Origin of the sequence: Salinibacterium sp. M195 (assembly GCF_019443965.1) — a bacterium.
Taxonomy (GTDB): Bacteria; Actinomycetota; Actinomycetes; order Actinomycetales; family Microbacteriaceae; genus Rhodoglobus.
In genome coordinates, this window is the sequence record NZ_CP040814.1 from 1,292,921 (window position 1) to 1,311,167 (window position 18,247).

At 59.9% G+C, this 18,247-nt stretch carries 14 protein-coding genes, 1 tRNA gene and 1 pseudogene; 10 read left to right on the top strand and 6 right to left on the bottom strand.

All coding sequences use genetic code 11. The annotated features are described in order from the left end of the window. Positions 1-38 precede the first annotated feature (38 nt). Positions 39-3,836 carry an ATP-binding protein gene (locus FFT87_RS06200; RefSeq protein WP_219950446.1) on the top strand — a complete coding sequence of 1,266 codons (3,798 nt, stop codon included), beginning with the start codon at positions 39-41 and terminating at the stop codon, positions 3,834-3,836. A gap of 270 nt (positions 3,837-4,106) precedes the next feature. On the opposite strand, the gene mscL is transcribed toward FFT87_RS06200, so the two are convergent. After that, positions 4,107-4,490, bottom strand: a complete 384-nt coding sequence (mscL, locus tag FFT87_RS06205; protein WP_370628581.1) for a large conductance mechanosensitive channel protein MscL — start codon at positions 4,488-4,490, stop codon at positions 4,107-4,109. Here mscL and FFT87_RS14750 point away from each other — a divergent pair. After that, positions 4,474-4,758, top strand: coding sequence for a hypothetical protein (locus FFT87_RS14750; RefSeq protein WP_370628586.1), 285 nt, complete (start codon positions 4,474-4,476; stop codon positions 4,756-4,758). The two genes, mscL and FFT87_RS14750, sit on opposite strands and share 17 nt — an antisense overlap. A gap of 62 nt (positions 4,759-4,820) precedes the next feature. Here FFT87_RS14750 and FFT87_RS14755 read toward each other — a convergent pair. Both FFT87_RS14755 and FFT87_RS06215 read right to left on the bottom strand, forming a co-directional pair. Further along, positions 4,821-4,913: pseudogene (locus tag FFT87_RS14755) on the bottom strand (FmdB family zinc ribbon protein); the annotation flags it as partial. Between the two features lie 7 nt (positions 4,914-4,920). After that, positions 4,921-5,511 carry a 5-formyltetrahydrofolate cyclo-ligase gene (locus FFT87_RS06215; RefSeq protein ID WP_219950449.1) on the bottom strand — a complete coding sequence of 197 codons (591 nt, stop codon included), beginning with the start codon at positions 5,509-5,511 and terminating at the stop codon, positions 4,921-4,923. Between the two features lie 39 nt (positions 5,512-5,550). Between FFT87_RS06215 and galU the strand changes: the two genes are divergently transcribed. From galU to FFT87_RS06235, 4 genes are all read left to right on the top strand, one after another. Continuing rightward, complete coding sequence (gene galU, locus FFT87_RS06220) at positions 5,551-6,441, top strand: UTP--glucose-1-phosphate uridylyltransferase GalU (RefSeq protein WP_219950450.1); 891 nt, start codon at positions 5,551-5,553, stop codon at positions 6,439-6,441. 3 nt (positions 6,442-6,444) lie between these two features. Continuing rightward, on the top strand, positions 6,445-7,104 hold the full coding sequence (locus tag FFT87_RS06225; protein WP_219950451.1) for a GNAT family N-acetyltransferase: 660 nt from the start codon (positions 6,445-6,447) through the stop codon (positions 7,102-7,104). A 98-nt stretch (positions 7,105-7,202) separates the two neighbouring features. After that, positions 7,203-8,138: a hypothetical protein gene (locus FFT87_RS06230; protein WP_219950452.1), complete on the top strand. Its 936-nt coding sequence runs from the start codon at positions 7,203-7,205 to the stop codon at positions 8,136-8,138. A 117-nt stretch (positions 8,139-8,255) separates the two neighbouring features. Next, a tRNA-Ala gene (locus FFT87_RS06235) sits at positions 8,256-8,331 on the top strand. A gap of 55 nt (positions 8,332-8,386) precedes the next feature. Here FFT87_RS06235 and FFT87_RS06240 read toward each other — a convergent pair. The 3 genes from FFT87_RS06240 to FFT87_RS06250 form a co-directional block, all read right to left on the bottom strand. After that, a complete protein-coding gene (locus tag FFT87_RS06240) occupies positions 8,387-11,029 on the bottom strand; it encodes a LuxR C-terminal-related transcriptional regulator (protein ID WP_219950453.1) in 2,643 nt (880 codons plus the stop codon). Between the two features lie 136 nt (positions 11,030-11,165). Beyond that, the gene (locus FFT87_RS06245) at positions 11,166-12,920 is read right to left on the bottom strand and encodes a biotin carboxylase N-terminal domain-containing protein (RefSeq protein WP_219950454.1); all 1,755 of its coding nucleotides are present in this window, start codon (positions 12,918-12,920) and stop codon (positions 11,166-11,168) included. 78 nt (positions 12,921-12,998) lie between these two features. Further along, entirely contained in the window at positions 12,999-13,643 is a 645-nt protein-coding gene (locus tag FFT87_RS06250; protein ID WP_219950455.1) for a nucleoside triphosphate pyrophosphatase, read from the bottom strand. 20 nt (positions 13,644-13,663) lie between these two features. Between FFT87_RS06250 and FFT87_RS06255 the strand changes: the two genes are divergently transcribed. The 4 genes from FFT87_RS06255 to FFT87_RS06270 all read left to right on the top strand — a co-directional run bounded on the left by FFT87_RS06255 (position 13,664) and on the right by FFT87_RS06270 (position 17,996). Next, positions 13,664-14,896 (top strand): class I SAM-dependent RNA methyltransferase, encoded by a 1,233-nt coding sequence (locus FFT87_RS06255; protein WP_219950456.1) that lies wholly within the window; start codon positions 13,664-13,666, stop codon positions 14,894-14,896. An 82-nt stretch (positions 14,897-14,978) separates the two neighbouring features. Further along, positions 14,979-15,689 (top strand): response regulator, encoded by a 711-nt coding sequence (locus FFT87_RS06260; RefSeq protein WP_219950457.1) that lies wholly within the window; start codon positions 14,979-14,981, stop codon positions 15,687-15,689. Then, complete coding sequence (locus FFT87_RS06265; protein ID WP_219950458.1) at positions 15,679-16,950, top strand: sensor histidine kinase; 1,272 nt, start codon at positions 15,679-15,681, stop codon at positions 16,948-16,950. The genes FFT87_RS06260 and FFT87_RS06265 overlap by 11 nt, the downstream gene beginning before the upstream one ends. After that, the gene (locus tag FFT87_RS06270) at positions 16,947-17,996 is read left to right on the top strand and encodes a hypothetical protein (protein WP_255560091.1); all 1,050 of its coding nucleotides are present in this window, start codon (positions 16,947-16,949) and stop codon (positions 17,994-17,996) included. The genes FFT87_RS06265 and FFT87_RS06270 overlap by 4 nt, the downstream gene beginning before the upstream one ends. Positions 17,997-18,247: the final 251 nt, after the last annotated feature.

The window sequence follows — 18,247 nt, forward strand, 5'->3', positions numbered from 1 at the left end:
TGCACCGTTTCTTGTGGTTACACGCTTAAGGTGGCGGTGTGTGGCGTGCAGATAAAGTTTCAGATGATTACTCGGTTGACCCAGATTCGGTTGACGAGAACGTTGGTGACGCCGAAAACGAGCGCTCACATCCCCACATTCAGGTAACAGCGCCTCATACGCTGAGTTTTGGTGAGCCGAACATTATGGCCGGAAACGTTGCAGAGCCCGCGTGGACGCTCTGGCGTTCGCAACTGTCAGAGTTGGGTGGTCAATCACCACTCCTGCACTTTGTGGATTCGCCGCGCACGCGCGTTGAGCTGTCGACGACTCACCCCGGTGGCCTCGCCCAGTTCATCACCGGCAAGCGCACACTTTTGTCGAGTTTGATCCGCGACGATGTTGCACTGCGTTCTGCGAAGACTGCTGCTGGCGCTGTCGCGGCCAAGGGCCTTGAGCTGGCGACAGCTCGCGGTATCGACTCAGTGCATTTGGGTATCGGCATTGCGCGGTGGAATCACGACGACGTTGAGTATTGCGCGCCGGTGTTGTTGCGCCCACTGGCGATTCGTCGCCATGGTCGCGACTTTGAGCTGAAGTTGCGTGGCGCGGCCTACCTCAACCCAGAATTTGCTCGAGCGCTTGATGAGCAGTTTAAGCTGCGCCTCGATGCGGAATCCTTCGTCGCTCTCACCGATGCCGATGGCACTTTCAAGCCGAATCCGGTAATCGACCGGCTGCGTGGTCTCACCTCGCACCTCACTAATTTTGCGGTGAGTCCGCGATTGGTCGTATCGTCCTTTGCGGATGTTGCTCCCGGTCTTGCCGATGATGCCGCAACGCTGCAGCATCCGATTCTCGATGCGCTCGCGGGAAACACCGCTGCGGCGTGGACCATCAAGGAGGGTTACTCTCCGGTTCCGGCGCTATCGGCCGATGAGCGTTCGCCGCAAACGGATAATCTGCTTCTCGACGCCGATGCTGAGCAAGAGAATGTGATCGCTCAGATCGAAGCCGGCAACTCGTTGGTGGTTCGTACGCTGCCAGGCACTGGCGGAACTCAGACGATCGTCAACGCTGTTGGTGCCCTCGTCGCTCAAAATAAGCGCGTGCTGGTGGTGACTCCGCGTCGTGCCTCACTGCATTCCATTGCTGACCGCTTTGGCGATATCGGACTGCCTGGCCTTGCCGTTGCCCCGCGCACGCTGCGTCGTGACATCATCCGCTCTATTTCGCGCAGCGAAAAAGCGGCTCATCCCCAAATCGAAGACGTGGATGAGGCTCTGCTTCGCCTTCGCAAAATCATGCTCGACTACCGCGGCTCAATGTCGGTGGCCGACGATGTGCTCGGCGTCTCCGTTCTCGATTGCGTTTCAGAGCTCAGCCGCCTCGCACTGCTCCCCACCCCGCCGTCGACGACGGCTCGCCTGTCACGCGAAGCGGTCGAGAAGCTTGCCAAGGATCGCAGCTCCGCTACCGGCGTGATCATCGCAGCGGCCAAGCTCGGCGAGTTCAAGTACGGCCCAGGCGACTCGCCCTGGTACGGAGCACAGTTTGCCAATGGTGGTGAAGCGCTCAAAGCCCACGAGGTTGCCAAGCGCGCCAACATCCAGCTGTCAGATCTTCTCGATGTGGCTAACCGTCTCGTCTCCAACACTCGGATGCGACCGTTCCAAAGCGTAGAAGAGCTCGGCACTTACCTTCGTCTTCTCGTTGACCTACGGGAAACGCTTGACCGTTTCGTGCCGACGGTTTTCGATCGTGCGATCACTGAGCTTATTGCGGCAACAGCACCGCGTCGGGACTTCCCAGACATGACGAGCGCCAACCGTCGCCGTCTCAAGAAGCTGGCCCTCGAATACGTGCGCCCCGGCGTGCGCGTCAGCGACATGCACGCTGCCCTTATCCGCATTCAGAAGCAGCGGGTGCTCTGGCACCGTTTCGTCGCGGAGGGTGCGAGCCCTGCCGTTCCGGTTGGTATTGGCGAGGTTCAGCGCTCCTACCAGCAGGTCTCAGAAGATCTCGCGACCCTCGACGTTCCTCTGGGCATCGCTGACTCCCACGTGAACCTCTCGAGTTTGCCGATTCCGTTCTTGATCGACAAGGTTGCGGCGCTCGCTGCAGAGTCTGATGTGCTCAACAACTTGCAGGAGCGCACCGCCCTCATGGGCAGCCTGCGTGACCTCAAGCTGAACCCTTTGATCGACGACTTGGCTAAGCGCCATGTGCCCGAAGATCAGGTTGCCGCCGAACTCGAACTCTCGTGGTGGAAATCGGCACTCGATTCCATGCTCGAAATGGACCGTGCGCTGCTCAACGCCAACACCTCGGTCGTTGACCGTCTTGAAGCTGATTTCCGTCTCGTTGACGAGGCGCACGCTTCCGCGAACGCCAAGCAACTCTCGTGGCAAATCGCGGAGAACTGGAAGATCGGCCTTGTCGATTGGCCCGATGAGGCGAATGCGCTCAAGCGTGCGCTCTCCAAAGAGCGCCTCACCTCATTTGACGTGCAGACGTCGGCGCCGCACCTCTCACGGACAATCGCGCCCGTCTGGCTCGCGTCGCCTTACGAGATCGACTCTGTTGTCGACACGATGCCGTTCGACACAGTTTTCCTCGTCGATGCCGGCGCGATGACCGTCGCCGAAGCGGCCGGAGCGATCCGCCGCTCCAAGCAGGTTGTCGTTGTTGGCGACCCCGTCATCCAGTCGCCGACCCCGTTCGAGATTGCGGTACGGGATGCCACGGCGGATGCGCCACCGCCCATCGATGACGCAGTTCGCGAAGCACTCGTCGAAGATTCAGCGTTTGCGCGACTCAGTAGCGTGCTACCGACGCTGACCTTGACCCGCAGCTACCGCCCTGGCGGTGAAGAACTCGCCGAGCTCGTGAACCGTCGCTTCTACGACGGCCAGATCGAATCCCTGCCCTGGGCCGGAAGCTTCTTGGGTCACGGCAGTCTCGCCGTCAGCTACGTCAAGGACGGCATCGGCATGCCCGACCCCGATTCTGGCGCAGTAGAGAGCCCAGACGCCGAAGTCTCGCGCGTCGTCGAGCTCGTGCTCGACCACGCCACTAAGCGACCGCAAGAGTCGCTCATGGTGATCACCGCCAGCCCGCTGCACTCGGTGCGCGTCATGCAGTCAGTTTTGGATGCTGTCAGCCGCCGCCGTCCAGAATTGCTCGATGTCATCATCGGCGATCGTGCTGAACCGTTTACGGTCACCACGATTGATCAGGCTGTGGCCCAAAGCCGCGACCGCGTCATTTTCTCCATCGGATACGGCCGCACACCACACGGTCGCGTGCTTTCCGACTTCGGTTCGCTTGGCGAGCCTGGGGGAGAGCGCCTGCTCGCGGTCGCTATGACGCGGGCCCGTCGCTCACTCGAGATTGTCACTTCCTTCCGCTCAGAAGACCTCGACGACGGGCGTATGAAGCACGGTGCTGTTGCCCTTGCCGAGGTGCTCGATGAAGTGGATGCTCGCTACGCCGAAATCCCCGTGCCCGACGACAGTGATCCCATGCTCGTCGATCTGGCTCGTCGTCTGGAACTTCGCGGACTGCGCGTTGCTCTCGGCCACCGTGCCAAGCTCGGCCTTGTCGCGTCACGCGGTGGGCGGTGCGGAACGATCGAAACTGATGCCATGGTGCACGGGTCTAGTTTGCGAGAGTCGCTGCGTTTGCGCCCAGAGTTGCTACGTCGACTGGGTTGGCACTACTTGCGCGTGCATGCCTTTGAACTGTTCAGCGACCCCGATCAAGTGGCCGACAAGGTTGCACGGATGCTCGGAGCTGAACCAGCTCCCGACACCGAGCCGATTGCGATCATTCGCGCCACCCGTCCCGAGCAGTAACCCGTGACGGGCACTGATGAGTCGCGTTCGGGCGAGCAACACGACGAGCACGACTCGTCTCGCGATCGAACCCAGGGTCGGAAGCGTCGGCGAGTGACGACAGCGCCACCCGAAGGATCTGACCCTCATCCCACCGGCGAACCGGAACGGCATCCGGTTAACGAAAATGACGAGCGGCTCAAGGGCGACAAACCTCCGCATTGGGGATAAGTGCCTTGGCCGCTCGCCGATACTTCGTGAGCTACGAGGGTAGCTGAGCGCTGCCTCGCGCTAGTTGTTTTGCTTAGCGAGCAGGTCGCGAATCTGAAGTAGCAGCTCGGCTTCGGTCGGCCCAGCTTCGGGCTCGACAACCTTGGGCTTGCGAGCGTTGGCGAGCTTATTGGCGTAGTTCATTGGCGCGACGATTGCGAAGTACACGACGACGGCGATGAGCAAAAACTGGATGACGGCCGCGATTACGGCGCCGAAGTAGATGACGGCATCCTCACCGCCAGCGTTGGGGATGGCCACTGGCAGCGCTTTGGCAAGGTTTTCGGCATTGAACAGTGCCCCAATGAGGGGGTTGAAGACTGCCTCGACAATTGTATTGACGACTGCGGTGAACGCAGCGCCAATAACAACGGCGACGGCAAGGTCAATGACGTTGCCGCGCAAAATAAAGGTCTTAAATCCGCTTAACATTGTTGCTCCTTCTTGTGGGGGATACGTCAACTATGACGCTTTTGCCGCCGACGGAGAAGCGGATGACGAAGTCGAGGAGCTCGAGGATCCTGAAGTCGACGAGCCCGTTGTCGAGGCCGCAGCGGGCGTGGAGTCTGACTTCTTGGACTCCGATGATGAGCTCGAAGAGCTGCCGGAGGAGCCGGACGTGCTTGAGCCTGATTCGCTTGAACTCGTGGTGGCGCGGGAATCGTTGCGATAGAAACCGGAGCCGTTAAAAGTCACGCCGACCGCCGAGAACACCTTGCGGAGTTTTCCCTGACAGGTGGGGCACACCGTGAGCGAGTCATCGGTGAACGACTGCTGAATATCGAAAGCATTGTCGCATTCGGTGCAGCGGTAAGAGTAAGTAGGCACTTGTTCCTTAGTTGTGCTCGGTAATGGTCACAATTCCCGAGGGAGTAACGATGCCATTTACTGGTTGGTCATGAATCTCTGTCGGAACAGCATCCACATATTCGTTGTCAAAGATCACAGCGTAGACGGGAGGCTTTGTCTCCATCGAGCCGAGAGTTTTATCAAAGTAGCCGCGACCCCATCCCATGCGCATCCCTGTGCGATCCACGGATGCTGCAGGCACGATGATCAAATCGACGTCGTTGATAGCGATAGGGCCGAGGACCTCACTGGTGGGCGCTGGCATTCCGATGAGGTCTTGGTCTTCTTCTGCACCATCGTAGGGTGCCCAGTCGAGCAGGCCGTCGGCACGCGAGATGGGGAGCAACACGGTGATGTAGTGTTCGCAGGCCCAGCGCAAGAATCCGCGCGTTTCGGGTTCGTCCGACGTAGAAAGGTACGCGGCGATCGAAGTTGACCCAAGTTTCTGAGTGAGCTCGATGAGGTGCTCTGTTATCCCTGTATTAAATTCTTCCCGCTCTTTGGCGGTACAAATGCGTCGGCGTTCGCGTAATTCGGCCCGGAGTGCACGTTTATCGTGACTGACGTCGTCGGTCATACAATCCATTCTACGAGACTGGCCGACTACGCTGTACCTATGGCTACGAAGATTACTAAAGCGGTTATTCCTGCTGCAGGTCTGGGCACACGATTTCTCCCGGCAACGAAAGCTATGCCCAAGGAGATGTTGCCGGTTGTCGACAAACCGGCCATCCAATATGTCGTAGAGGAAGCGGTTGCTGCTGGCCTCACTGATGTCCTCATGATCACCGGGCGAAATAAGAACGCCCTGGAAAATCACTTCGACCGCATGACCGAGTTGGAAACAACTCTTCAGCTGAAGGGTGACACCGATCGCCTGCACAAAGTCGAGTTCTCTAACGACCTTGCTGACATGCACTACGTGCGCCAGGGAGACCCTCGCGGTCTCGGCCACGCCATCCTGCGGGCAAGAATGCACGTTGGTAACGAGCCATTCGCGGTGCTCCTCGGTGACGACCTCATCGATGACCGTGATGTTCTCCTCTCTCGCATGCTCGAGGAGCAGGCCGGCCGCAACGCCACGGTCATCGCTCTCATGGAGGTTGACCCCGCCCAGAGCCACATGTACGGCATCGCCACGGTCGAGCCGACTGACGACAGCGACGTTGTGCGCATCACGGGGCTCGTCGAAAAACCTGTTCAAGGCACAGCGCTCTCCAACCTCGCCATCATCGGCCGCTACGTTCTCCGCCCCGAGATCTTTGATGTTCTTGAGCGGACGGATCCGGGCAAGGGCGGCGAAATTCAGCTCACAGATGCCCTGCAAGAAATGGCAGAGAACGACATTGCCGGCGGCGTTTATGGTGTCGTGTTCCGCGGTCGTCGTTACGACACAGGCGACCGTCTCGACTACATCAAGGCGATCGTGCAGTTGGCTGTCGAACGTGACGATCTTGGCCCCGACTTACGGCCGTGGCTCAAGCAGTTCAGTTCAACGCTGGACTAGTACGTGGCGTATGGCATTCCGACGCTGAGCGACGGAGACATCAGCATTCGCCCGATCCGGGTTCGTGACGCACGAGCGCTAGAGCAAGAGCTTCGTGATAACCGCGGGTGGCTTCGCCAATGGGAGGCAACGAGCCCCGTCGGGCCGTCGTCGTTCGACGTAAAGTCGAGCATCCGCGGGCTATTGCAGCAGTCTCGCGTTGGCGCCGGTCTCCCTTTCGTTATTGAATACGCCGGTGAGATCGCTGGGCAACTCAACGTCTCATCGATCACGTATGGGTCGCTTGCTTCCGCCACGATTGGCTATTGGGTCTCGGAACGATTCGCCGGTAAAGGGCTCACTCCAACCGCGGTCGCGCTAGCGACGGACTACTGTTTTTTTCAACTCGGACTGCACCGGATGGAGATCTGCATCCGTCCGGAAAATGCGCCCAGTTTGCGGGTCGTCGAGAAGCTCGGGTTTCGCTACGAGGGGCTGAGGCGTCGCTTCATCCACATCGATGGTGATTGGCGCGACCACTTCTGTTTCGCTCTCACCGTTGAAGAACTTCCTCAGGGCGTCTTGCGTCGTTGGAAGGCAGGCGATGCTCCAGAAGGCGACGCTCACATTCCGACGATCGATCGCACAAACGCTGCCAACCCGCTTAACCTGCCGCGCCGCTAACAACGTTCGTTCGAGCATCCGGGCGATTCTCAGTATCTTTTGGTTTTACTGCCGCGTGCCGACAGCGAGTCTTGCTCGGATGCTCGTACCGTATAGCCATGGAATTCACCAGTATCGGCGGCGGCGTGATGATCGCGCTCGCGGCGGGGCTCTGGCTGGTGTACCTCGTCCCTAACTGGTTTAAGAACCGGGAGTACCTCGCAACGGAACGCAACGCGGTTCGGCTTCAGCAGACGATTCGTGTTCTCGCGCAGACGTCTGAAATGCCTGAAGAGGTTCGTGCTGAAGCTGTTGCACGCTCGGCAGCTGAGTTGGCGAAAGTCAGAGCACTTCACGGTCCTGTCGCTGTGGGTCGTGCTGTTGTTCCCCCCACCCGTGAGCAAGCACTCGCGTTGTCTGCACGACGCCTTCGCCGTACCCGCGCTCTTACCGCTCTGGTGCTCCTCGCCAGTGTCATTGTGATGGGCGTTCAGATTTCTCTCATCGTCACTTCGGGCGCCGCTCTCGTTTCCGGAACCTGGTTGGTTCTCGCAACGGCAACGATGGCCGGGATTAGCGCCGGCGCCATGCTTTCTCGTCTTGCCGAACGCTCGCGCGCGACCCGGGCGGAGACGACACCCACCGTACGCACGGCGGCTCCGCGTCGCCGAGTGGTGCTCTCTGCTGATGCTCCTATCGAAAACGTCACGGCGAAAGTCAGCTGGACTCCCGTGCCAGTTCCGAAGCCGATGTACTTGACCCGGAGCAATGCTCCGGCAGCGGCCGTGGCCGCAGCACGTCACGCCGGTGAGATTGACACCGAATTGCGTGCTGCTGCAGAAGCTGCGGAACAGGCATTGCGGGCAAGCTCGGTCGCAACCGCCGCAGCCTTGCGCGATGCTGAACTAGCCCGCGAAGCCAAGCGTGCTCCAGCAAAGCCTGTTGCTGTCCCCGCAGCGGCGGCGCCAAGTCGCTTTGCGGGAATGGGTATCGTCGACGTTCAGGGTGGTGCGCCCGATCTGGATGCCGCGCTCGCTCGTCGTCGCGCCAGCTAACGGCTGCGACCGCGAGGGAGTAGAGCCGCGGTGCCGGCGCTCTGATCCGTGATGTCGTGATGTCGTGAGGTCGTTCCGCACGGCGAGCACTGAGTGATAATGTTACTGACGTAGTACGGGCCCTTGGCGCAGTTGGTAGCGCGCCTCGTTCGCATCGAGGAGGTCAGGAGTTCAAATCTCCTAGGGTCCACCATTAGCGAGATTCACTTGCAGCGAGCGCGCACGTCGCATTTGTGCGGCGCTATTCATTAACGGCTTTCGAGAAATCCCTTGTCGGTAGCGAGGCGGATCGCGTCGGAACCCGAGGCGACGCCGAGTTTTCGGTAAGCGGAACGCAGTTGCGACTTGATGGTGTTAACAGAAACGAAGAGCGCCGTTGCTACGTCGTCAAGGCTGGTTGATCTGGCAAGCGTCGCAAGTACTTCTCGTTCGCGCGGCGTTAGCGGGTTGGTGAGAGAAACTGCAGTGAACGGATCGGCGTGCCGGGTAAAGAGCGTCAGGAGCTCGGGAGCGTGGCGTGCGGCAATATCTCGAAGCTCAGCCTGAGGAACCATAATGGCTGGCGTGGTGAGCCCGTGATTGCTCATCACATTTGCGGCCCGACGCATGGTGGTGAGGCTCCGACTTTCATAACCTAGGCGCGCCTCAATAACGGCTCGAAGCAACAAAGCCTGCGCGAACTCGCGCACTGTGCCGGTGTCGCGCACGCGGTCGATATCCAGAAGACCGGATGCCGCAGCAAGGTCGTTGTTGGCGAGCAACGCTCGCGCGCGCGAAAGCATCGACACCGCGAGCGTTGCGCTAGCGGGCATATTCGCTAGTTCGCTGAGAGCACGCTCGCGCTGCCCGATTGCGAGGTGCAGATCACTTTTCATCGACTGCAGGAGGGCTCGGGCCGCATCGCTCAAGGGGCGAAACTTGTGCTGCTTTACCGAGGAATCAAGTTCATCGAGCGCAATTTGTGCTTCACCGGTAGCGAGCCGAATCTGTGCTCGAGTCCACACAACGAACGCCCAATGCTCAAGGCGGTTTAGTCGAAGGCTGAGGACCGAGATCGTGGAAAGCGCCTCATCGTGATTGCCAGACTCAAGCGCGCCGAGAGCTGTCGCAATATGCCAGCCAGTGGCGGGCACGCTGGTGCGCCATCCCAGTCGATCAACGTGAGTTATCTCTCCGAGATGGCTTTCGGCCTCAACCATGTGTCCCGTAAAGGCTGCGATATACGCGAGAAGGCTCTCACGGTGCTGTGACCGGCCTTCATGATCATCCGAGGACATGAGGTGCGCGACGGCTGTCGCGCGGTGCCAGCGACCAAGAAGGACGTTGGTGATCACGATCTGAATCAGGCCAGCGCCGATCGCGTGATTCGTTCGCGCAAAACCGCCAGACATAACCGCCTCGACGTGAGAAACGAAAGTGTCGCCTTCGTCGGCAGCTTCCTCATAGCGACGAGCTGCACGAAATCCGGCAAAACGTGCAAGTGAAAGAAGGAGAACCTGCGTGGAGTTCGGCGGAATGGCGCGCGAATCAATGTCGTCAATTCCGAGCGTGACCAGTTGTCTGAGCCGGGCAGAGGGCATCCGCTCGCGTTCACTCATCACGATCGCGAGAGAAATCGCCGCAGTACCGTGTCGTTTGAGAATGTCGATCGGAAGCGAGCTGAGCAGCGCATGCAGCTCGTCTTGCTGATAGTTAATAAGTTCAGAAAAATGTTGGGCGACTGTCGGCCAGATCCGTTCGTGTTCGCCCGCACCGATGTACAGCTTCAGCGCTTCGAGTCCGTTTCCCGCCCCGCTGAGAGCGTCAGCGCTTGTCAGGCGCGCTCGCTGAACATCATGGGCGCTGAGAGTCCGCTCAGCATGCCGCCGAAGTGCTTCGGCGACAAGCGGATGAAACCGGAACGCTAGTTCGGTCTCGGTCAGGCGAAACTCGCCCAAGCCCTCGTTAGCGAAACTGGTCAGGAGCAGCTGGACATCGTCGTGGCCCCGTCCGCTGAGAGAGTGGGCTAACGCGACGGTCGACTCTGGCGGGAGGGCGACAATGGCAGCAAACAAAAGATCGTTGTCGTCAGCGAAAGCGGGCAGTAGCGTGTGGGCAATATGGTCAGCCAGCTGTCGGCTGAGGTCCTGAGCTTGAGCGACAGACGCTGAGACGGTGTGTGGGCGCTGAGTGAGGAGCGTAACGGCGATGCGGGTGGCCAGTGGATGACCGTTGGTCGCCGCGAAGACAACTGCGGCATGTTCAGTCGAGAATCTCGTTGTCGAGGCAAGCAACTCGCGAGTTTCCCGTTCGGTGAACGCCAAGTCGTTTTCGGTAATGACAAGCGAGTTGACGCGGGCACCAACATCCGCTGACTCGAAGCTGCCTGTGCGACGGGTGGTAACGATGACCGTGAGCCAGCGACTTTGTTTGAGGAGCCACACAACATCGTTGGCGTTTGAGTCGTCCACGAGGTGGAAGTCGTCGAGAATGAGGCGCGTGGGAACGCGGTCATGTTCAAGCTGAGCTAATACCAATCCTGGCACGTCATCAAGGTCGGCGTAGCCCAAAATAAACCCCGAGAGGGGGCTTTCGGGGGTGACCGTACCGATCGCTTGAAGTGCGCCGACGATGCGACGCCAAAAACTAGCACGAGACCGTGTGCCGTCATCAAGCGAAACCCAAAGGTCGTGGTGAGGAACGTCGGCGTGTGCGGCACGTTCTCGCAACCACGACGCGATGAGTCCGGATTTTCCTGAGCCGCCCGCTCCTCGCACGACGACTAGAGGCACATCATGGGTCGCGTCGAGCCGGGAACTCAACCGCGAACGCGCAACGAATCCATGGGGGATCAGAGGTACTCCGCTGTCGCCGGCGCGGACAGCGGGGGACTCTCGTGCAACTGAAACCACGTTAATCCGATCCTAGGAACGCTGAGAGCGCACCCACAGTGCCATTGTGGCTTCGCGCGTACGACGAAGCCAGCGCGACACGGCACCCCGGAGGGTGAGCAGCCGGGTGAAATCGTGTTTCTCGGCCGCTTCTTCGCTAGTCGGCGATATTGAGAAGTAAGTGGCCAGACGAGACCGTCAAGCCGACCACGGCACTCATTGACGCAACAATGCCGTCTTTGTGGGCGACGAGTGGCTGCTCCATTTTCATGGCCTCAAGCACGAGGATGAGGTCGCCCTTGACGACCTTGTCGCCCTCGGCAACCGCAACCTTCACGATCGTCGCCTGCATCGGAGCCTTCACGGAGTCGCCGGTGATGGTGTTGACGCTGGATGCCGCGCGTCGCTTCGGAGCGGCTGACAACGCTGCGCCGGTGGATGTGCTCGGCACGAGCTTTGACGGCAGGTTCACTTCGACTCGCTTGCCGCCAACCTCGACGACAACGTTGTGGCGGGCGACGGCGGGCGTCTCGTCAGCCAGCGATCCGGTCCAGGGCTCGATGTCGTTGTCGAAGTCCGTTTCGATCCAACGAGTGTAAATGGTGAATGGTTCGCTCGTGAAGGCAGGATCGCGAACGATCTTGCGGTGGAACGGCAGCACAGTGGGAAGACCGGCGACTTCGAACTCGTCGAGGGCACGACGTGAACGCTCAAGAGCATCCTCGCGACTCGAACCGGTAACGATGAGCTTGGCGAGCAGCGAATCGAAAGCACCGCTGATTTCGTCACCAGTGGTGACACCGCTATCCACGCGGATGCCGGGGCCGCCAGGCATGCGAAGAACGTGCACGGGGCCGGGCGACGGCATGAAGTTGAGGCCAGCATCCTCACCATTGATGCGGAATTCGAAGGAGTGACCGCGCGGGATGGGGTCGTCGTAGTCGAGTACTCCACCCTCAGCGATTCGGAACTGCTCGCGAACGAGGTCGATGCCGGTGACTTCTTCAGACACGGGGTGCTCAACCTGCAGGCGGGTGTTCACTTCGAGGAACGAGATCGTGCCGTCCTTGGCAACCAAGAACTCGCACGTGCCAGCACCGAGGTATCCCACCTCGCGCAGGATGGCCTTGGACGACTCGTAGAGCGCCTTGTTCTGCTCATCGCTGAGGAATGGTGCCGGAGCTTCTTCAACAAGCTTCTGGTGGCGACGCTGCAGCGAGCAGTCGCGGGTCGAAATCACGACAACGTTGCCATGGGCATCCGCGAGGCATTGAGTTTCAACGTGGCGTGGCTGGTCAAGATACTTCTCCACGAAGCACTCACCGCGACCGAACGCGGCAACAGCTTCGCGAGTGGCAGAATCGAACAGCTCGGGGATCTCTTCGCGAGTGCGGGCGACCTTCAGGCCACGGCCGCCGCCGCCGAACGCTGCCTTGATGGCAACCGGAAGACCATGGATGTCGACAAAGTCGAGCACCTCAGCGGCGCCCGAGACGGGGTTGAGTGTTCCGGGAGCAAGCGGCGCGCCCACCTTCTCGGCGATGTGACGGGCAGAGACCTTGTCACCCAGCTTCTCAATGGCCTCAGGTGATGGGCCAATCCAGATGATGCCGGCGTCGATGACGGCGCGAGCGAACTCGGCGTTCTCGGCCAAAAAGCCATAACCGGGGTGGATTGCGTCGGCACCAGAACGACGAGCTATCGACAAAATCTTGTCGATGACGAGATACGTCTCGGCGCTCGTCGCGCCATTGAGTGCGTACGCCTCATCCGCGAGCTTAACGTGACGGGCATCTCTGTCTTGGTCTGCATAGACCGCAACCGAGCCGATGCCGCTGTCTTTAGCTGCGCGGATAACGCGAACGGCGATCTCCCCGCGGTTGGCGATGAGAACCTTCGTAATTCGAGCCATAGTTACCTAGCTTAAGGGTCTTGGGGCCGAAGCCTTGATGTATTGCGCACAAAAATAAGGGACAGGCACTGTGGATGCCTACAGACCGGGACGCTCCAGATTCCAGAGGTCGGTCCATTCCACATCGAACTCGCGCAGAAGTTGGCGAACGAGCGAGACAGAGAGACCAACGACCGCGTGAGGATCACCCTCGATCCGTTCGATAAATGCCGCACCTAGGCTATCGATCGTGAAAGAGCCGGCGACTTTCAAAGGCTCACCCGTCGCAACGTAGGCATCAATCTCAGCATCGCTGATGTTGGAAGCGAACGTGACACTCGCGCTTGAGACGGCGCCGGTCGCTCCTCGAACCTGTCCGCCGCGGTGGTCGATGATCCAATGACCCGAGTGCAGTACACCAGTGCGGCCGCGCTGGGCGTGCCATCGCTGTCGAGCGACGTCGGGTTCGTGAGGCTTTCCGAATAATTCGCCCGCCAATTCAAAAGCAGAATCGCCGCCCAGAATAAAGCCGTCAATGGGCTCGCCATTGACGAGGGAATCGGTGACCGCCTCAGCCTTGGCGCGGGCCAACAGCTCAACAAGTGCGGGCCCATCAAGAGGGCCGGTCGCCGCTGCAGCAACCGCATCTTCGTCTACGCCCGACGCCAAAAGCACGGGATCAACACCGGCGGCGCGCAGCGTTGCGAGCCGTGCAGGGGAGGTGGACGCAAGATAAAGGCGCACAAGGCTCCTATGCTCTAGGGATGGGTGAATTGCTAGGCCGAATGATCGAAGTAGACGTTACCAACATTGCGCACGGGGGTGTCAGTGTGGCGCGTCACGATGGTCGTGTCGTTTTTGTTTCCGACGCGATCCCGGGTGAACGCGTGCAAGCACGCATCACAGACGACAAAAAGAAGTCGTTCTGGCGCGCGGAAACAGTCAAGGTTGTCACGCCAAGCGAGCATCGCCAAGACCACGTCTGGTCAGCGGCCAGCGTCGACCGTGACCCAGACAACCGGGCCGGTGGTGCCGAATTTGGGCACATCGAACTGAGCCATCAGCGGGCTCTCAAGGCGCAGATCCTTGCCGAATCCCTCGAGCGCATGGCGAAGGTCACCCTCGCTCCTGTCGTCGAAGCCGTTCCAGGCGACGACGAACGAGGTGGACTTGGATGGCGCACCCGCGTCAGCTTGCACGTCGACGAACACGGCAACGTCGGCCCGTTCGCGGCCCGCTCACACCGGGTAGTCTCGGTCGCCGACCTGCCTCTCGCCACTCCTGAGCTCTCAGCGGGAGCCCCGCTCAGCCAGAACTTCAGCGGATTTGATCGCGTCGATGTGCTCAATCCCAGCTCAGGTGGCGTTCGTCTGATCATGGGCAAGCAAAAACCCCAAGTTATTACTGAGACGGTAGGCGAGCGCGAGTTCACGCTGCTCGACTCCGGCTTCTGGCAGGTGCACCACGGTGCCGCCGAGGTGCTGACTGCCGCAGTGCAAGACGCGATCGATCCCGAGTTGTTTGATCCCGCAGCGTCCAATCTAGATCTCTATGGGGGCGTCGGCCTCTTCGCTGCTGCGGTTGGCGACAAATTTGGCCCTGCAACCAAGATCACGACGGTGGAAGCAGAATCATCCGCCACTGATCACGCCGCCAAAAATCTTTCGGAATGGTTGGGCGCTCACGCAGAAACGGGTCGTGTAGACCGCTGGCTCCGCCAATTGATCAAAGAGATTAGCGGAACGGAACGTGCACGGCTTGAGCGGGCAACGATCATTCTCGACCCGCCACGATCAGGGGCAGGTCGAGAAGTTGTTGATCTCATTGCGAAGGCAAACCCCGCCCAGGTTGTTTACGTCGCGTGTGATCCGGTGGCTTTTGCTCGGGATGTCGCATTCTTCGCCGAGCATGGCTACCAGCTCTCTCAGGTCCGTGCCTTCGATCTGTTCCCCCACACGCACCACGTCGAGGCTGTGGGAACGTTCACGCGCAACTGAGTGAGCGTGTTGCGCAAACTAACCTGCGTGATCGCGCTCCATCGCCACTACGATGGGGGACAGAAACTCAGGAGGACGCCCCATGGCCCAGACAGAACCATCCGGGACAGCAGCGCCCAGTGAAAGCGCTCAACGCAAAATTACCGTCGCCGTGGTCGATGACCACGAATCCGTTCGACTCGGGCTCAAAGCCGCGTTCATCGATGACGGCTACGACTTTGTGATTGCAGCAGCGACAGTCAGAGAACTTGTTGACGGTCTGAATGGCCGCGAAGTAGACGTCGTCGTGCTTGACCTTTCGCTCGGCGATGGCTCGACTGTTACCGACAATGTCAAGAACGTGCAGGCCACAGGGTCAGCAGTGCTTGTGCACTCCATCGCTGACCGCGTCGCGAGCGTTCGTGAAGCCCTTGCCGCTGGAGCTGCGGGAGTAATCCCCAAGTCGTCAGCCACCAAGACGGTGCTTGCCGCCGCAGCAACTGTTGCCCGCGGTGACGTCCTCAACAACCTTGAATGGGCGACCGCGATCGATGCCGACCGCGATTTCTCGAAGGCACAATTGGGTCGCCGCGAGCGAGAAATTCTTCACCTCTACGCTTCGGGATTGCCATTGAAGCTTGCGGCACAGCAACTGGGAATCGGTTACTCCACTGCACGGGAATATCTTGACCGCATCCGCGTCAAGTACGTCGAAGTGGGTCGCCCAGCGCCAACCAAGGTCGACCTGTTGCGTCGTGCTGTTGAAGACGGAATTCTTCCTGGACTGGATTCGGAAGGTGGCGATGGCCGCTAGTTTGGCCACCGCGCGTCAGGCGCCATCGGCAAAGCAGCCGAGAAACCCGATCAGCCTCAAACAGGTTGAACGGGTTATTTCGCGTTCGGTCGCGGTGATCGGACTAGTTTTCGGTGCCCAGACCATCCCGTGGCTGTTAAGCCAGATGCACGAGGCGCGGGAATGGTGGCTGTGGGCGTTTATCCCCGCACTCTTCGGTCTGCTCGTGCTGGTTGTCGTACTGTCGTTCGCGAACCATTGGGTTCGCAGCGTGCACGGCACGTTCGCCGTTGTCTATTTTTTGGCACTACTGAGCTGGCCGTTTACAGTGCTGCCTAATGTCGAGGTCTTTGCGGGCATCCATTGGCTGAACTATCTCCTGACCGTCGCCACGGCGATGGCAGCGATTGCGTTCACTCGAACGCTCGCAACGATTTATCTTTTCGCAGCGCCGCTGGTGTACCTCGTGGTGCGAATCTTGCCCGTCGGCGGCGATGCGCCGTGGCAACTTGCCACTCTCGAAGCGTTCTATGCGCTTATCCTGGGCAGCGCGATCATGATTATTGTGACGATGCTTCGCCAAGCGGCATCATCGGTGGATAATGCGCAAGCCACAGCGCTGCTGCGTTACGGAAACGCCGTGCGCCAGCATGCGACGGAAGTCGAGCGCGTTCAGGTGGATTCGATCGTTCACGACAGCGTTCTCACTACGCTTATCTCCGCCGCCCGCGCGTACACCCCAGAAGCGCAACGGCTAGGGGCGGTCATGGCCGGAAACGCGATCGGCCATCTGACGGAGGCCGCCGCAACCTCCCCTGATGACATTTCCACGGTGCAGGCCACCGAGCTTGCCCAGCGGGTGGTGACTTCGGCGGAGCTCTTGGCGTCGAATTTCACGTTCTCGATTCGTGGTGTTGGCGCGCGGTCGCTTCCCGCTGCAGCAGCGGAGGCAGTACATTCGGCTGCCGTTCAGGCAATGGTCAACAGCCTGCAACATGCGGGCGGTGCGAACCTCGCTCGAAGAGTTGAAGTCCAAGGACTTGAGGGAAATGGGATTCAGGTCATCGTTGCCGACTCCGGGCGAGGGTTCGACATGGATCGGGTGCCTCAGGAGCGTTTAGGGGTGCGCGTCTCGATCGTGGAGCGCGTAGCGAATGCTGGCGGTCGTACCGCGATCGCATCTGTTCCTGGCGAAGGCACCGAGATTTGCATCCAATGGCCTCACGGAAACATCAACGATGAAGTATTGGGCGCTGACGAGAACGACGAGGATGTCCTGTGAACATTGGTGTCCCTCGCTATCTCATCGTCGGCATGGCGGCGCTGTTCTCGGCGTACCACATACTGTTGGCGCTCTACACGATCGATATCCCGGAGCACCCGGGGCCCATCTTTGTGGCCATGGCACTCTATGGTGTTGCGACGATAATCAGTCTTCTGCCGTTCGGAACAGTGCGCATGCCGATTTGGATGGCCACGTTCAACTTTGCCATCGTCGTAGCGATCACCCTCCTCGTGGCCAACGAACTCGACTTCGCCCGTGAAGGTGGCACCGGCTACGCCACCTGGTACGTCGCTGCAAGTGGAACGCTACTCACCATTACGTCGACGCGCGGACGACACACTTTCGCGTGGCTGGGCATCGGATTCCTTGTCGCGCACACTTTCAGCCTTGGCCCTGTGGGTCCTGCAGGACTCTTTAGCCTCGGCATCGTGGGTAGTGCATCATGGGTTGCGGTGTCGCATGTTCTCTCAAGCGGTCTCGCTAAGGCATCCAAAGATGCTCAGCGGTTCATCATGGCTGAGAAAGAGGCGACCGATTGGCAGGCCGCCCAAGACGCTCACGTGCATGAGCGACAGTTTCGCCTAGAGCAGACCGGCACGATGGCTCTGTCGATGCTTGAACGTATCCAGGAGACGAACGGCGCCCTCTCCGAGGAGGACCGCCGCGAGTGTCTCAACCTTGAGGGGGCGATCCGCGACGAGATTCGGGGACGAAAGCTCCTCAACGACGCTGTGCGCGATCAGGTCATGATTGCGCGCCGCCGTGGCGCCACAGTAACTCTCCTCGATGAGGGCGGCATTGACGACCTCTCTGACGCCGATCTCGACCGTGTGCTCAACCGCTTGGCCTTGGCGATTCAATCGACGAGTGCTGACAAGGTCATCGCCCGTACGGTTCCGGAAGGCTCGGATGTTGCCGTCACCGTTGTCGGCCTCCACAGCGTCGACGACGGCGAATCTAGCGCACTCGGTCAGGACTCGCTCGAGGAAGACGTTGTCGACATCTGGCTGGAGATTCCTCGCGTCGACGTCACTGCCGTCTAGGCCGTTGCGCGGGCTTCGGAGCTCCAACTGTTCCGTTAACGGCAGAAGAGCCGGAGTGGCTATAAGAAGCACTTCTCCGACTCTTCGCTAAAACCCGGGTCAGGACGATAACCCGAATACCGTCCTGACCCGCCCCCAAAGAATTGGCCCGCTTACCCTAGTCGGCCAACCTTTGGCGGTGTAACTCCTGAGGAGAGACACCTAGCACTTAATATTCTGCATCAAGAACGTACGCCGCAAAGTCGGTTTTT

Excerpts from the sequence above, each read along its gene's own strand:
- FFT87_RS14750 (WP_370628586.1), top strand. The coding sequence starts at position 4,474 with ATGACGTTGCCGCGCAAAATAAAGGTCTTAAATCCGCTTAACATTGTT.
- FFT87_RS06215 (WP_219950449.1), bottom strand. The coding sequence starts at position 5,511 with ATGACCGACGACGTCAGTCACGATAAACGTGCACTCCGGGCCGAATTA.
- galU (WP_219950450.1), top strand. The coding sequence starts at position 5,551 with ATGGCTACGAAGATTACTAAAGCGGTTATTCCTGCTGCAGGTCTGGGC.
- FFT87_RS06230 (WP_219950452.1), top strand. The coding sequence starts at position 7,203 with ATGGAATTCACCAGTATCGGCGGCGGCGTGATGATCGCGCTCGCGGCG.
- FFT87_RS06245 (WP_219950454.1), bottom strand. The coding sequence starts at position 12,920 with ATGGCTCGAATTACGAAGGTTCTCATCGCCAACCGCGGGGAGATCGCC.
- FFT87_RS06255 (WP_219950456.1), top strand. The coding sequence starts at position 13,664 with ATGGGTGAATTGCTAGGCCGAATGATCGAAGTAGACGTTACCAACATT.
- FFT87_RS06260 (WP_219950457.1), top strand. The coding sequence starts at position 14,979 with ATGGCCCAGACAGAACCATCCGGGACAGCAGCGCCCAGTGAAAGCGCT.
- FFT87_RS06265 (WP_219950458.1), top strand. The coding sequence starts at position 15,679 with ATGGCCGCTAGTTTGGCCACCGCGCGTCAGGCGCCATCGGCAAAGCAG.